Origin of the sequence: Arenibaculum pallidiluteum (assembly GCF_017355985.1) — a bacterium.
GTDB lineage: Bacteria > Pseudomonadota > Alphaproteobacteria > Azospirillales > Azospirillaceae > Arenibaculum > Arenibaculum pallidiluteum.
Map to the genome: position 1 here is coordinate 355409 of NZ_JAFIQU010000002.1, position 13773 is coordinate 369181.

At 71.2% G+C, this 13773-nt stretch carries 14 protein-coding genes; 1 reads left to right on the plus strand and 13 read right to left on the minus strand.

Going from position 1 to position 13773, the window contains the following annotated elements; all coding sequences use genetic code 11:
• Positions 1–4 precede the first annotated feature (4 nt).
• From JUB13_RS05670 to JUB13_RS05720, 11 genes are all read right to left on the minus strand, one after another.
• Positions 5–799 (minus strand): ABC transporter ATP-binding protein, encoded by a 795-nt coding sequence (locus JUB13_RS05670; protein WP_207477816.1) that lies wholly within the window; start codon positions 797–799, stop codon positions 5–7.
• An 11-nt stretch (positions 800–810) separates the two neighbouring features.
• Complete coding sequence (gene ntrB, locus JUB13_RS05675) at positions 811–1671, minus strand: nitrate ABC transporter permease (RefSeq protein WP_207477817.1); 861 nt, start codon at positions 1669–1671, stop codon at positions 811–813.
• Positions 1672–1696: 25 nt separating this feature from the next.
• A complete protein-coding gene (locus JUB13_RS05680; RefSeq protein ID WP_207477818.1) occupies positions 1697–3016 on the minus strand; it encodes a CmpA/NrtA family ABC transporter substrate-binding protein in 1320 nt (439 codons plus the stop codon).
• 82 nt (positions 3017–3098) lie between these two features.
• The gene (locus JUB13_RS05685) at positions 3099–4412 is read right to left on the minus strand and encodes a CmpA/NrtA family ABC transporter substrate-binding protein (protein ID WP_207477819.1); all 1314 of its coding nucleotides are present in this window, start codon (positions 4410–4412) and stop codon (positions 3099–3101) included.
• Positions 4413–4775: 363 nt separating this feature from the next.
• A complete protein-coding gene (locus JUB13_RS05690; RefSeq protein ID WP_207477820.1) occupies positions 4776–5351 on the minus strand; it encodes an ANTAR domain-containing response regulator in 576 nt (191 codons plus the stop codon).
• Between the two features lie 99 nt (positions 5352–5450).
• Positions 5451–6065 (minus strand): LysE family translocator, encoded by a 615-nt coding sequence (locus tag JUB13_RS05695; protein ID WP_207477821.1) that lies wholly within the window; start codon positions 6063–6065, stop codon positions 5451–5453.
• 103 nt (positions 6066–6168) lie between these two features.
• Positions 6169–6555, minus strand: coding sequence for a DUF488 domain-containing protein (locus JUB13_RS05700; protein ID WP_207477822.1), 387 nt, complete (start codon positions 6553–6555; stop codon positions 6169–6171).
• Complete coding sequence (locus JUB13_RS05705; protein ID WP_207477823.1) at positions 6552–7238, minus strand: winged helix-turn-helix transcriptional regulator; 687 nt, start codon at positions 7236–7238, stop codon at positions 6552–6554. Before JUB13_RS05705 ends, JUB13_RS05700 begins: the two co-directional genes overlap by 4 nt.
• 87 nt (positions 7239–7325) lie before the next feature.
• A complete protein-coding gene (locus JUB13_RS05710) occupies positions 7326–9893 on the minus strand; it encodes a mechanosensitive ion channel domain-containing protein (RefSeq protein ID WP_236024748.1) in 2568 nt (855 codons plus the stop codon).
• Positions 9894–10086: 193 nt separating this feature from the next.
• A complete protein-coding gene (locus JUB13_RS05715) occupies positions 10087–10824 on the minus strand; it encodes a hypothetical protein (RefSeq protein ID WP_207477824.1) in 738 nt (245 codons plus the stop codon).
• Positions 10825–11005: 181 nt separating this feature from the next.
• Entirely contained in the window at positions 11006–11887 is an 882-nt protein-coding gene (locus tag JUB13_RS05720) for a LysR family transcriptional regulator (protein WP_207477825.1), read from the minus strand.
• 115 nt (positions 11888–12002) lie between these two features.
• On the opposite strand from JUB13_RS05720, the gene JUB13_RS05725 reads away from it, so the two are divergent.
• Positions 12003–12338, plus strand: a complete 336-nt coding sequence (locus JUB13_RS05725; RefSeq protein WP_207477826.1) for a hypothetical protein — start codon at positions 12003–12005, stop codon at positions 12336–12338.
• Between the two features lie 70 nt (positions 12339–12408).
• On the opposite strand, the gene JUB13_RS05730 is transcribed toward JUB13_RS05725, so the two are convergent.
• Together JUB13_RS05730 and JUB13_RS05735 are read right to left on the minus strand one after the other, a co-directional pair.
• Complete coding sequence (locus JUB13_RS05730; protein WP_207477827.1) at positions 12409–12816, minus strand: DUF2000 family protein; 408 nt, start codon at positions 12814–12816, stop codon at positions 12409–12411.
• Positions 12817–12857: 41 nt separating this feature from the next.
• Positions 12858–13706 (minus strand): AraC family transcriptional regulator, encoded by an 849-nt coding sequence (locus tag JUB13_RS05735; RefSeq protein WP_236024749.1) that lies wholly within the window; start codon positions 13704–13706, stop codon positions 12858–12860.
• Positions 13707–13773 lie beyond the last annotated feature (67 nt).

Here is a 13773-nt window from a genome sequence, read left to right on the forward strand (position 1 = left end):
GGGCTCAGGCCGCGGGACGCTGGTGCCGCTCGTAGAGGAAGCGGATCACCTCGCCGCGGCAGCGCGCGTAGTCGGGGTCCGAGGCGAGCGCCAGGCGGTCGCGCGGCCGGGCCAGCGGAACCTCCAGCACCTCGCCGATCGTGGCGGCGGGACCGTTGGTCATCATCACGATGCGGTCCGAGAGGAGCACCGCCTCGTCCACGTCGTGGGTGATCATGATCACCGTGTTGCCGAGGGCCGAGTGGATCTCCATCAGGCTGTCCTGGAGATGCGCGCGGGTCAGCGCGTCAAGCGCGCCGAAGGGCTCGTCCATCAGCAGGACCTTGGGCTCCATGGCAAGGGCGCGCGCGATGCCGACGCGCTGCTTCATGCCGCCCGAGATCTCGTCCGGCAGCTTCCTCGCCGCCTGCTCCATGTGGACGAGGCGCAGGTTGTGCATGACCCAGTCGTGCCTCTCGGCCCGGCTGCGCTTTGCGCCCGAGACCTTGTCGACCGCCAGGCGGACGTTGTCGTAGACGCTGAGCCAGGGCAGGAGCGAATGGTTCTGGAAGACGACCGCGCGGTCGGGCCCCGGCTCGTCGACCTCGCGGCCCTCCAGCACGACCCCGCCGCGCGTGCTCTTCAGCAGGCCGGCGACGATGTTCAGGACCGTGGACTTGCCGCAGCCGGAATGGCCGATGATGGAGACGAACTCGCCCTTCGCGATGCGCAGCGAGACGTCCTTGAGGGCCATGAAGGCGGCGCGGCCCTTGCCGAACTCCATGGAGACGCCCTCGATCCCGAGATAGGCGGCGGTCATGACGACCTCCCTCAGTTCCGGGCCACGCGCCGACCCGAGACCAGCCGGCCCACGCCGGCGATCAGGCGGTCGAGCACGAAGCCCACGATGCCGACATAGACGAGCGCCAGGACGATCTCGCTCATCAGCGAGCTGTTCCAGGCGTCCCAGATGAAGAAGCCGATGCCCACGCCGCCGATCAGCATCTCGGCCGCGACGATGGCGAGCCAGGACAGGCCGATGCCGATCCTGAGGCCCGTGAACATGTAGGGCACCGTCGCCGGCAGCATGATCCGGAAGAAGTATTCGAGCGGCGAGAGCCGAATCACGCGGGCGACGTTCCGGTAGTCCTCGGGGATCTGCCGGATGCCGACGGCCGTGTTTAGGATGATCGGCCAGATCGCGGTGATGAAGATCACGAAGATCGCCGAGGGGTCGGCGTTCCGGAAGGCCGCGAGCGAGATCGGCAGCCAGGCCAGCGGCGGCACCGTGCGCAGGACCTGGAACAGTGGATCGAGACCCTTGAAGGCCAGCCGGCTCTGGCCGATCAGCACGCCCAGCAGGATCCCGGCGGCCGCGGCCAGGGAGAACCCGGTCGCGACCCGCTTCAGGCTTGCCGACAGGTGCCAGAACAGGCCCTTGTCGGTGCCGCCGTTGTCGAAGAACGGGTCGGCGATCAGGCCCCAGGTGTCCGCGACCACCTTCGCGGGCGAGGGAAGCGCCGCGCCGGGCTGGCTGCACAGGATCTGCCAGGCGCCCAGCACGAGGACAAGCGCCGCGAGCGGCGGCAGCACGCCGCGCAGGGCGTCGAGCAGACGCCCGCCGGCCCGGCGGAGAAGACGGCCGGCGGCGGAATCGCCAGCGAGGATGCGCGTTTCGGTGATGGCCGACATGGTCGGTCTCCTGGGCTTGCGGCGCTCAGACGCGGGCGATGGGAAGGCTGGCGAGATAGGCCCCGGGGTTCTCGGGATCGAAGACCTTGCCGTCGAAGAAGGTCTCCACGCCGCGCGAGGTCGAGCCGGGGATCTCGCCGGCCGGCACGTCCAGGCCCTTGGCGGCGGCGCGCCAGAGGTCCTCGCGGTTGACCTCGGCGACCATCGCCTTCAGGTCCGTCGAGGACGGCAGGTAGCCCCAGCGCACGTCCTCGGTCAGGAACCAGAGATCATGGCTGCGGAAGGGATAGGAGGCGTGGTCGCGCCAGAACTTCATCAGGTGCGGGCTGTCCTGGACGACCTTGCCGCGCCCGTAGTCCAGGGTGCCGCGCGCGCGGCCGAGCACGTCGGACACGTCGATCTTCAACCATTCCCGCTTGGCGATGATCCGGCACATCTCCTCCTTGTTCTCGGGCTTGTCGCACCAGATCTGCGCTTCCAGGACGGCGCTCAGCAGGGCCTTGGCGGCCTTCGGGTTCTTCTCGACCCAGTCGGCGCGCAGCGCGAAGCTCTTCTCGGGGTGGCGGCTCCACAGCTCGCCCGTGGACGCGGCGGTGAAGCCGATGCCCTGGGTGACGAGCTGGGCGTTCCAGGGCTCGCCCACGCAGAAGGCCTCCATGGTGCCGGTCTTCATGTTGGCGACCATCTGGGGCGGCGGCACGACGATGGTGGAGACGTCACGGTCGGGGTCGATGCCGCCGGCGGCCAGCCAATAGCGGATCCACAGATCGTGGGTGCCGCCCGGGAAGGTCATGGCGCACTTGACCTCCCGGCCCGCCTTCCGGGCGTCGGCGAAGGCGGCCTTGAGGGGCGAGGAGTCGAGCCCCACCGGCAGGTCCTTATAGGACGCCGCCACCGAGATGGCCTGACCGTCGGTGTTCAGCCGGGCCAGGATATGCATGGGCAGCTTGATGTTGTTCTTGGTGATCCGGCCCGCGCTCATCAGGTAGGGCATCGGCGTCAGGATGTGCGCGCCGTCGATCCCGCCGCCCGTCGAGCCCAGCTCCAGGTTGTCGCGGGTCGTGCCCCAGGACGCCTGCTTCTGGACCTGGACCTCGGTCATGCCGTGCTTGGCGAAGAGGCCGCGCTCCTGGGCGACGATCAGCGGCGCGGCATCGGTCAGCGCGATGAAGCCCAGCACCGCCCGGGTGGTCTCGGGCGTGTCGAGAGCGGCCGCCCATGCGCCGCCCGGAAAGGCCGCACGGGCCAGGGCGCCCGCGCCCACCGCGGCCGCACCGGATTTCAGGAGCGTGCGCCGGCTGAGCGCCGCGGCGGGGGCGGAGGGGTTCGGGGTCCGGTCGGTCATGGCGGGCTCCTTCTCATGCTGGCGGGCTCATGCGTGCCGGCACGTGGCTGGCGGGGGGTCAGGCGGGGGGTCAGGCGGGGGGTCAGGCGGCTGTGACGCCGGTGGCGGCGGAAGGCGCGCGATCGCTCTTGATGGGCAGGTCGCGCAGGTAGCTCAGCGGGTCGGCCGCATCGAAGACGCGGCCGTCCAGGAAGCGGTCGGGGCCCATGGCGATCGGCGTTCCGCCCGCATCCAGGGTCCAGGGTCCGGCATGCGCCCCCTCGGGCTTGTGGTCGGAGACCGGGCAGACGAGCCCGAGGCCGGCCACGGCCTCTCGGAAGATGTCCGGGCGGAACGCGGCATCGGCCGTCGCCGCGAGGTCCAGCGGACGGTCGACCTGGCCCCACCGCAGCATCTGCGTCAGGTACCAGACCGCCTGGCTGCGCCAGGGGAAGTTGGCGGCGTGCCGATGGAAGGCGTAGAAGCCGGGCTCCGCGGTGGGGGCCGCCCCCGGCGCGCGCCGGATCCGGCCGGCCAGGGAGGCCTCGATCATCGAGGCCGGCGCGTCCACGAAGCCCGGCGCGGCCAGCAGGCGCGCCGCCTCGGCGTGGTTGCAGGGCTCGTCGAGCCAGCGCCCGGCCTCGATCAGCGCGCGGATCAGGGCGCGGTGGGTCGCGGGGTGGCGGGCGGCCCAGTCCTCGGTCACGCCCAGCACCTTCTCGATGCGGCCGGACCAGATCTCGCCGCTGGTGGCCACGATGCGGCCGAGCCCTGCCTCGACCGTGCGGCTGTTCCATGGCTCGCCGACGCAGTACCCGTCGACCAGGCCGAGGCGCAGGCTTTCGGCCATGCGCGGCGGCGGCACGACCGTCAGGCGCAGGTCACGGTCGGGATCGATGCCCCCCGCGGCCAGCCAGTAGCGGAGCTCGTAGTTGTGCGGGCTGAACGGGAAGACGGAGGCGAAGACGGGCGGCTCCCGACCTGCGGCGCGGTCGGCCTCGATCACGGTCTTCAGCGCGCGGGCCGAGGCCGGGTGGGTGGCCATGGCCTCCGGGTCGGCGTCGCTCATCCGGCGCCACAGCGTCTCCGAGACGGTGATCGCGTTGCCCCCGAGATTGAATGCGAAGGCCGTCAGAAATGGCGTCCCGAAGCGGCCGGGGTCCAGGCGCGCGGCCAGCGTCATCGGCGCCAGCATGTGCGCGGCGTCCAGCGCGCCGATCGCGACCCGGTCCCGGATGTTGGCCCAGGAAGCCTGGCGCGCCAGCACGGGCTCCAGCCCCTGCGCCGCGAAAAACCCCTTCTCGGCCGCGACGATCAGAGGCGCCGCATCGGCCAGGGGCACGAAGCCCAGCACCGGCCTCGGGCGCTCTGGCGCCTCGTTGCCGGATGCTGTCGTCTGAATCGCGTCTGCAACCATGGGGACCTCGGACGGGGGTGTCGTAGGGCAATAAAAAAGGCGCCGGAACGGGAGCAGCGAACTGCCCTCCATTCGGACGCCTTTGCCCGGACCGGCCCTGCGCTGGCCGGCGATATGACAGGGACGTCGCCATCCTCGGCGCCGTCCACTCAGCCCAGCAGCGCCATTGCCGCCCGGCACCGACTAACTTAGCAATCCGCGTGCCAGTTTTTCTGCGGATGCGCGAAGCAAGAGATTCCCTGGGTTTGCGGCGCGCCCGAAGAACGCCACTACAGGCGTGCCGGAGCCGCGAATGCCGCAGTGCAGTGCAGCACCTGCACGGATTTTACGCAGGTGCGGAAGAAGCCTGTTTTTCAGACAGGTTCAGCGGCGTATCACGTCCGCCAGGGCCAGAACCGCCTCGGCGATGTCGCGGAGCTTCTTGCCCTGGTCCATGGCCATCTTGCGCAGGGCCTTGTAGGCCTCCTCCTCGCTGAGGCCTCGGCCCGACATCAGGACGCCCTTGGCGCGCTCGACGACCTTGCGCTCGTCGAGCGCCAGGCGCGAGCGCTCCAGCTCCTTCTCCAGCGCCCGGTGGCGGCTGAACTGCGCGACGGCGATGCCCAGGACCGAGTGCACAAGTTTTGCGCTCAGCCCGTCGACGGCGTAGACGCTGACGCCGGTCTCCAGCGCCCGTGCGCTGAGGGCGCGATCCTCCTCGCCCACGAACATGGCGATGGGCCGCGGGCTTTCGCGGTTGATGGAGATCAGGTCCTCGAGATAGTCGCGATAGGGGCTTTCCAGGTCGATCACCACGATATCCGGGGCATGCCGGGCGATGGCCTGCCGCAGGTCGTCAGCGATCCCCAACACGGCCACGATATCGTGCCCCTCCGCACGCAGTCCTTCGATCACCTCGGCCGAGCGGTGCGGATTTTCATCGACGACGAGGATTCGCAAGGCGTGATCCCGGGGAAACGGTCAGCCCCGGAGGACAGCAAGACTCGGGCCAAAGCTCCATCGCGCCCCGCCGAGCCCGTCTTCCCGGCGGGGCGACCCTCACGCCACCAGCGGCCACAGCGTCGCGGCGAGCAGCGCGCCCATAGCGAGGTTGAAGCATTTCAGCCGCACAGGGTCGGAGAGGAAGCCCCGCAGGAGCAGCCCGAAGGCGGCCCAGGCCGAGACGCTCGGCAGGTTCACCAGCGCGAAGGCGGCGGAGATCACGACGGCCGAGGATACCGGCGCGTCGGGGCTGGCGTGGACAGCCATGGCCGTGGCGGCCACCACCCAGGCCTTGGGGTTGATCCACTGGAACGCCGCGGATTCCAGGAAGGTCAGAGGCCTGCCCGCAGCACCTGCGCCCGCAGCAGCTCCGTCTGGCCCGGCCATCGCGCGCGATGTGGCGATGCGCCAGGCGAGATACAGGAGATAGCCCCCTCCGGCGACCTTCAGCCCGACATGCAGCGGCGGAAAGGCCGCAAGCAGCGCGCCCAGGCCGAGGCCCATGCCCAGCAGCAGCGCCTTGAAGCCGGCCGTGATCCCGAGCACCTGCGGAAGGCTCCGCGCGAAGCCGAAATTCGCGCCCGAGGCAAGCAGCATGAAGTTGCTCGGCCCCGGCGTCACCGAGGTGACGAAGGCATAGCCGCACAGCGCAAGCAGCGATTCCCAGGACATGGCTTCCTCCCCCGTACGCCAGAACGGCGCGATGGAAGCCTTTGTGATCTCCCCGCGGCGCATTCGGGGGTCCGGAATCCGAACCCCCGCGCGAGGCGCCGGCTCAGCCGATCGATGCGCCCCGCTCGGCCAGCAGGGCGCGGAGGACCGAGCGGTGGCACCGGGCCTCGTCCTCGCAGTAGCAGCCGACCGAGAAATCGGCGCCGTGCGAGAGCGCCGCCAGCAAGTCGAGCGTCCGCCTGGGCGTCGGCTCCTCCATCTCGGCACGGAAAGCCCGGATGAACCTGTCCCAGTCCTCGGGTGTCGCTGCGTCCCTGCCCCACGCCATCAGCTCCGGGATCGGCGCCAGATCCGGGTACCAGACATCGAACCAGTCCTCGGCCGCATAGCGCTCCTTCCGGACCCCGCGGGGCGGCCGCCGCACGGTGCCAATCCGCGTGCCCTCGGCCGGAAGCCGCGGCGTGCCGAGGCGAACGACCCGAAGGGTCATGGCCCTGACCCTGCGCCGGCGACGGCGGCGGGAGCGATGTGGGCGAAGAGATAGCGCTCGAACCAGTCCGGGAAGGCGCGCGCGAGGGGCCTCGCCCCTTCGACCGCGAGCCCCATGCGCCGGGCCTCCGGGAAGCCGAGGTCGCCGCGCCACCACGCGGCAAGGGCTGCGAGCGGACCGTGGATTCGCAGGGCCTCGGGAAAGCCGGGGTTGTGCGTGCACAGCGACGCCTCGGCCGCCCTGAGCAGCATGAAGCGTGCCTGCTGGCCACGGATCTCGAACCGGACCACGAGGGGATCGCCGGGCAGCGCGGCGAAGCGCACGCGTCTGCACATGTCCACGAGCAGGGGCTCGAGGTCGAGATCCTCCTCCGCCGCCCGCCGCGGCAGCCATCGCTGACCCCAGGTGCCGAGCCCGCCGACGAGGCCGTCGAGCTCCCTCCCGGCATCGGTGAGCACGTATTCGGGGCCGTGCTCGCCCTCGACCCGTGTCACCGCGCCGATCAGCGCCAGCGCCTGCAGCCGCTCCGAGAGCATGGTGCGCGAGATCCGCGGGATGCCGCGGCGAATATCATTGAAGCGCCGGCTTCCGCACAGAAGCTCGCGCACGACGAGCAGGGTCCAACGCCCACCGAGAACCTCGTGGGCGCGCGCGACCGAACAGAACTGACCGTAGCCTGCCATGGCCGCACGATACCACCGGCGGCGGCGTCTGCCGCGGTCCGGAATCCGGACCGCGGCCGGGCCACCTCGGCGCGCCGGCATGCCCCATCATCCCGCGGCGGCCGGCACCTTCTCCGCGATGGGAACGATCTTGCCACTCTCGTCCGGCGCCGGGGCGGCATCGACGGGGCTCGGAACCGTCTTGCGGCGCGGGGTCGCCGCGATCTCCTGGAGCAGCGCCTCGACCTTGGGCATGTGCACGATCTGCTGGTCGAAGGGCATCTGGATGCCGTGCGCGCGGAACTCCTCGAGGATCCGCATCCGGAGTTCGTTGCGCACCGCGACGATGAAGTCCGTGTTGGCGACGAAGATCCGAAGCTCGAAATCCAGCGCGCTCGGCCCGAACTCCTTGAAGACCACGGCCGGCTCCGGCGTCCGCAGCACGAGATGGTGCTCCCGCCCGATCTTCAGGAGCAGATCGTAGACGAGGCGGACATCGGAGTCGTACGCCGCGCGAACCTTGATTTCGACGCGCGTCGTGCGGTCTTTCAGCGTCCAGTTGACGACGGCCTTCGAGATGAACTCGGAGTTCGGGACGATCACCGAGGCGCGCTGGAAGGTCTGGATCTCGGTCGCTCGCACGCTGATGCGCCGCACGGTGCCCTCCATCCCGTTCACGACGACCCAGTCGCCGACCTTGATCGGCCGTTCGACCAGCATGATCAGGCCGGAGATGAAGTTGCTGACGACGTTCTGCAGGCCGAAGCCGATGCCGACGGACAGGGCGCCTGCGATCATCGCCAGGCTCGAGAGATCGAGCCCGAGCGTCCCGACCGAGGCCAGGACCGCCAGCGTCGTGCCGAGATAGCCGACGCCGGTCCGGATCGAGTTGCGCACGCCCAGGTCGATGGCGAGGCTGCCGAGGATCCGCTCGTCGAGCTGGCGCTGCACGAAGCGCGTCGCAGCGATGGCCGCGGCCAAGACCAGCGCCGCCGAGAGAATGTCGCCCGGCGCGATGCGCACGCCGCCCACCGTGACGCCCCGCAGGAAGGTGTCGGCGACCCCGCGCATTTCGGACACCGTCATGCCCGTGAGCGGCATCAGCAGCGCCACCGCGGCGGCGACGAGAGCCAAGTCGATCAGCGCGCGCCCGACCTGGCCCAGGACCTGCTGGCCGCCGCCGGTGCCCGCGACGATGTCCCGGACCTCGGCGAGCCGGCCGCCGCGCTCCAGCAGGATGCACAGCAGCTCGCGCAGGATGCCGCGCGCCACCAACAGCATGCCGCCCACAATGATCGTGGCGAGCATCAGCTTCGAGGCGTAGATCCCAAGCGCGAGGTATCCCGCCCCCGCGGCCGCCAGCGAGGCGAGCGCCACCGCGCCGACCAGGATGCGCAGGCGCGGCCAGACCGGGCGCGGCTTCACCGGCTCGGCAACCGGGGGTGCGTCGGCCGCGGGGTCGGGGCAGCCGCAATCGGCCTCCGCCGCGGCCGTCGAAAGCCAGAGCCGCCCGGGCAGGAGCGACAGCAGCGCCGCGGCGACCACCGCCATGGTGCCGAAGCCCAGGATCGAGCGGAGCTCCGGCGGGACGAACATGCCCTCGATCAGCGCGATGCCGGTGCCGCCGGCCGCCAGGCCGATTGCGGCGACGGCAATGCGCCGCACGAGGCGACGCGCGCTGTCGGGGTCCAGCTCGGCGAGCTGCCACGCAGGGTGGTCCGGCGCCAGCGTTGCCCGGGCGATACCCGTCGTCAGGAAGAAGGACACGATGCCGCCCGAGACGCCGGCGACCAGAGCCGCGACGGGCGCAGCCTCGGGCAGGCCCTGGAGCAGCCCCACCAGCGAGGTGGTGAAGGCGACCGTTGGGACGACCGGGATCAGGCAGCGCGCCAGCGCCTCGACGGCCATGGCGGCGACCCGCTGCCGGTAGCTCGGACGCTCCGCCACGTCGCGGTGCCCGTATCGGCGCAGCAGGAAGCGCCGCGCCGGCCAGGCCACCAGCACCACCAGCGCAGCGAGGCCGCCGAGACCGTAGATCCGCTCGCGCCATACATCGTCCGACAGCACGAAGGCGAAGGCGCCGCGGATCCTGTCCTGCACATAGGCTGCCTGGACCGGAAGCGCGGCCCAGCTCGCAGGCGCGAGCGGCACTGGGCCGCGCTTGAGGATCTGCTCCGTCAGCTCGGTCATGCGCTGGTCGGCCGCGGTGCGCAGCAGGATGTCGATGCGGGTGACGACCAGGTCGACCTGCTTGACCCGCCCCTCGGACTCGGCGATCGCCTGGGACAGGCGCTTGCGCTCGGTGGCGACGGGGGCCGCCTCGGCCGGCTCTCCCTGGGCCGGCGCGGCGCCCAGCGAGGCCAGCATCTGCTGGTCGGAATCGCGCGCCGCGATGACGGTCGCGGCCGCCTCGCGGGCTTCCTTCTGGATCTGCGCCAGCTCGCCCCGCAGGGCCTCGTACTCGTCATTGGCAAGGTCGCCCTCGGCGACCCGGTTCGTCGTCCTGGCGAGAGTGGCCTGCCATTTCGCGAGGCGCCCCTTGAAGTCGGCCGTCTCGGCCTGGACCGCGGGGGCCGCCTGGGCGAAGGCGCCCGGCTGGGGAGCCGCGGCGGCGAGCAGCAGACCGGCGAGCAGCGCCGGAACCAGACGGCGGCGGAGCATGGAGGCAGTGGTCATCGGGCTCACGTCGTAGAAAGGCGGGGGAGCAACCGTTCCCGGAATGGGGACGACCGCCCCGGCGGAACGGGTCGGGCCGGGAATTCGGGCATGGAGTCGCACGGCGCGCGGAGACGCGCCGGCCGCAGACGGCTTTATACGCCAGCCGCCATGGGCGGCTATATGCGCCAGCCGTCGCAGGCTGCCTGTTGCATCAGCCGCCGCGGGCGGCGTGCCGCTCCTCGGTCAGGGAGTGCTCGCACCAGTCGGCCGAGACTTCCATGAAGCCGCGCCGGCCGGGCACGGCCGCGAAGCGATATTCCTTGCTCTTGTAGACGAAGGCGTGGTGCAGCGGCAGCTTCCCGCTGATCTCCTGGCGCGGGCCGCCGAGCGGCGCGAAGGCCACGGTCACGGGCTTGGCGGGATCGAACCATCCGGCCCGGCCGTCCTCGGCGGCGGCCCCGGCCGCGGAGACGGTAACGATATCGTCGAAGCGGACCCAGGTGTTTGCGCCGTCGTAGTTCTCGGTCCGCACGATCAGGCGGCGCGTATCGACGGGCGCGCAGTCGCGGGCCTCCTGGGCCTGAGCCACGAAGAAGGCGATCCGCTCGGCGGGGACGCCCTCGGCCAGCTTGGCCTGGGCCCGGGCGAGGATCTCGCGGACCGCGGCCGGCGCCACCTCGTCGTAGCGCTGGCGATACTGTGCGGCGCTCGCCTGGGCTTCGGCGAGCGAGGCACGCAGCTCCGCCTGCTCCTCAGCCTGCTGGTGCCCGGCCTCGGCCAGGCGCTGGGCCTCGGCCTTGGCCGCCGCGGCCTCGTTGGCCGAGACCTGCCGGCCGGTGTCGTAGGCGTAGTAGCTTGCCGAGCCCAGCACGGCCGCGGCCAGCGCCAGTTTGAGAACGCCCTTGCGGATCCGTTTCGAGCGTTCGCGGTCGCGGCGGCTGCGCTGCATCGTCTTCCTCCCTCGGTCCGAGCCCACCGAGGTGCCAAGCGGCGGCCTCCGGCTCCAGAAACAACGATGTGACATGCCCGAATCCGGCATCGGCCGGGGGAACAAAAATCGAGACGCGGATCGAGGATCGCCGCCGCGACAACGAAGCCACAGGGCGCGGTGATCCGCCTGAACGGCGCGCTCAGCCGCGGCGCAGGCGGTCGATCAGCCAGCGGCCTGCCGGGCCGGGCGGCGCATCACGGCGGTAGACCGCCATCATCCCGATCTTCGATGCAGCGCCTTCGACCTGGATCTCCACGAGATCGCCCGCAGCGAGATCCGGCTCGACCATCGCGCGGGGCATGCTGCCCCAGCCGAAGCCGGCGCGCAGGAAGGCATGCTTGGCGCCGAGATCGGCAAGCCGCCAGCTCTGCGACGAGACGACTCCGAAATCCCTCCCCTCCGTCAGCCGGCTGCGGTCGGTCAGGACGAGCTGCACATGGTCCTTCGCCAGCCGCCGCGAGATGATGCCCCGATGGGCCGCCAGCGGATGCCCAGGCGCCGCGACCATCACCAGCGGCATCTCGACCAGCGGTTCCGTCACCATGATGTCGGGAATATCGGGCAGGGTACCGATCACGCCGATGCGGCAGCGGCCGTCCAGAAGCGGCCCGACGGCAGCGCCCAGCGCCTCCACATGCATGCGCAGCGGCGTGTTCGGGAACACCTCGCGGAAGGACCCGACCATCTCCGTGAGGATCGGCATGGGGAACATGACGTCCATGACCACGGAGAGCTCAGGCTCCAGCCCTTCGGCCAGTCCGCGCGCCCGGGCCTTGAGGTCGTCGACCCCGGCGGCGACGACGCGCGCGTCGGCGAGAAGCGCGCGCCCCTGCTCGGTCAGGCGCGGCAGCCGGGTGCTGCGGTCGAATAGCCTGACGCCGAGCTGCCCTTCGAGATTGGCCAGGGTCTGGCTCACCACGGACTGCGCCCGCCCGAGCTTGCGCCCCGCGGCCGAGAAGCTGCCCTCCTCCGCCGCGGCGATGAAGGTGCGTAGCTGGTCCAGCGAGAGGGCGTCGAGCATCTATCGTTCTCATCGATGGATTCGATCGAGAATGATAGGCTACGCAGGGAGAAGGATGGGGTCTAGCTTTCCTTCATCAGCGGCGCACGCCGCCTCTCGCAGAAGGAACCCAGCCATGAAGACCCTCTCCACGGCTCTCATCGCCGCCGCCCTGCTGGGCGCCGCTCCCGCCGTCGCCAGCGACGTCGCCTCCGGCCAGAACCTGTTCCACGGCTCGGCCTCGCTGCGCTCCTATGCCGCCCAGGACCGTGCCGCTCAGGCCCCTGCCGCCGCCCAGCAGGCCGCCCCCGTTGCGCAGACGAAGGCCGCGCCCGTGTTGGTCTGGGGCGACCGTGCCGTCGACCCGATCTACTTCAGCAATCCGGTCGCCGGTGTCTCCGCCAAGGCCGAGGCCGACCAGGACCAAATCCAGCTCGCCGGGACGGACTTCCTCCGGCCCTACGCCAACTGAGCGCGCTGCACACCCGCCGCCACGACCCTTCCCCGGCAGCGCCGGGAAAGGGCCGGCCGGCACCGGGCCCTCAGCCGTGCAGCGCGAGGCCCTTGGTCGCCTTGTCCACGGCCTTCTTGGCGCCCCTGAGCGCGAGGCCGACGAGGTCCAGGTCCTCGGGATCCTCGGACGCGAAGACGGCGCGGTTGGCGGCATCGTGCCCCGTCGAGAACATGGCGGCCACATACGGGATGACGCTGAGCCCGCGCGCCAGCGCCTCGCGATGCGCCGACTGGAGCCCGTCCCTGTCGGCCGCGAAGACCAGCATCGGCTGGCCGAGCATGCGGCCGTAGACGCGGCCAGACCTGTCCACATAAGGCTCGCCAATGGCGTCCGGCGCCGCCGCCGCGACCCCCGTCGCCAGGAACGCCGCCACGTTGAGCTTCTGCCAGACCGCGAGATCCGCGCGGACGATCACGGCAACCTTGGTGTCAAACATTCTGGGCCTCCTTCGCCGCAACCCTGGCGGAAGGCGGGCCGTCAGTCTGGAACGTTCGTGCAGATGCGGCGGTAGGCCGCCGGAGTCATGCCGTAGGCGCGCCGGAACCAACGGCCCAGATGGCTCTGGTCGGCGAAGCCCACCTCCGCCGCGACGGCCGCGGGGCTCTCGCCCGCAGCCAGGCGCCGCCGGGCGGCCTTCAGGCGCAGCCGCACGAGATAGGCGTGCGGCGATTGACCGAACGCCTCGCGGAAGAGCCGGTTCAGCCGGAAGCGGTCCACCCCCGCCAGCGCCGCCAGCTCCTCGAGGCCGGGATCCTCGGCCATCCGGGCATGAAGCGCATCGCGCGCCCGCGCCGCCGCCGCCGAAAACCCAATGCGGCGCCCGGGCAGCTCCGGCGCCACGTGTCCGGCGAGATGCGCCCTCAGCCGGTCGAGGGCGAGATCGCGGGCAAGCCGCCCCTCGCCGCCATGGACCGCCTGGAAGGCGGAGCGGATGATCGCCGCCAGCGCGGGATCGTCGGCCAGGGTGTGCCGGAACCCCGGCGCGCGGGAATATTCCGCCGGCGCCGCGAAAAGGAGCGCCGGCAGGTACAGCATGGCATAGGTGAAGCCGTCGTCGCGCGGCGCGCGCCCGTCATGCACCTCGCCGGGCTCGATCAGGATCACGCGCCCGGGCGTGCTGACATGCACGCTCCGGCGGCAGCGGAACTCCTGCACGCCCTGCTCGGTGACGCCGACCAGGAAGTCGTCGTGATCGTGCGGGTCATAGGCGTGGCCCTTGAAATGGGCGCGGATCGTCTCGATGCCGGTCTCCGCGTCGCGGCGGAGCGACATCCAGCCGTCGCCCGCTGCCGGCCTCCCACCATCCCTGCCTGCCGATTCCGCCATGGGCTCCATCCCCCTCCGCCCCACCCGGCAGCCTGCCGCAGACCGGCGCCGAAGGTAAGCCCCCGGC

Coding starts and splice junctions, on each gene's coding strand:
- JUB13_RS05695 (WP_207477821.1), bottom strand. CDS start 6,065: ATGTCCTGGGAATCGCTGCTTGCGCTGTGCGGCTATGCCTTCGTCACC.
- JUB13_RS05685 (WP_207477819.1), bottom strand. CDS start 4,412: ATGGTTGCAGACGCGATTCAGACGACAGCATCCGGCAACGAGGCGCCA.
- JUB13_RS05730 (WP_207477827.1), bottom strand. CDS start 12,816: ATGTTTGACACCAAGGTTGCCGTGATCGTCCGCGCGGATCTCGCGGTC.
- JUB13_RS05735 (WP_236024749.1), bottom strand. CDS start 13,706: ATGGCGGAATCGGCAGGCAGGGATGGTGGGAGGCCGGCAGCGGGCGAC.
- JUB13_RS05680 (WP_207477818.1), bottom strand. CDS start 3,016: ATGACCGACCGGACCCCGAACCCCTCCGCCCCCGCCGCGGCGCTCAGC.
- JUB13_RS05705 (WP_207477823.1), bottom strand. CDS start 7,238: ATGGCAGGCTACGGTCAGTTCTGTTCGGTCGCGCGCGCCCACGAGGTT.
- JUB13_RS05725 (WP_207477826.1), top strand. CDS start 12,003: ATGAAGACCCTCTCCACGGCTCTCATCGCCGCCGCCCTGCTGGGCGCC.
- JUB13_RS05715 (WP_207477824.1), bottom strand. CDS start 10,824: ATGCAGCGCAGCCGCCGCGACCGCGAACGCTCGAAACGGATCCGCAAG.
- ntrB (WP_207477817.1), bottom strand. CDS start 1,671: ATGTCGGCCATCACCGAAACGCGCATCCTCGCTGGCGATTCCGCCGCC.
- JUB13_RS05710 (WP_236024748.1), bottom strand. CDS start 9,893: ATGACCACTGCCTCCATGCTCCGCCGCCGTCTGGTTCCGGCGCTGCTC.
- JUB13_RS05720 (WP_207477825.1), bottom strand. CDS start 11,887: ATGCTCGACGCCCTCTCGCTGGACCAGCTACGCACCTTCATCGCCGCG.
- JUB13_RS05670 (WP_207477816.1), bottom strand. CDS start 799: ATGACCGCCGCCTATCTCGGGATCGAGGGCGTCTCCATGGAGTTCGGC.
- JUB13_RS05700 (WP_207477822.1), bottom strand. CDS start 6,555: ATGACCCTTCGGGTCGTTCGCCTCGGCACGCCGCGGCTTCCGGCCGAG.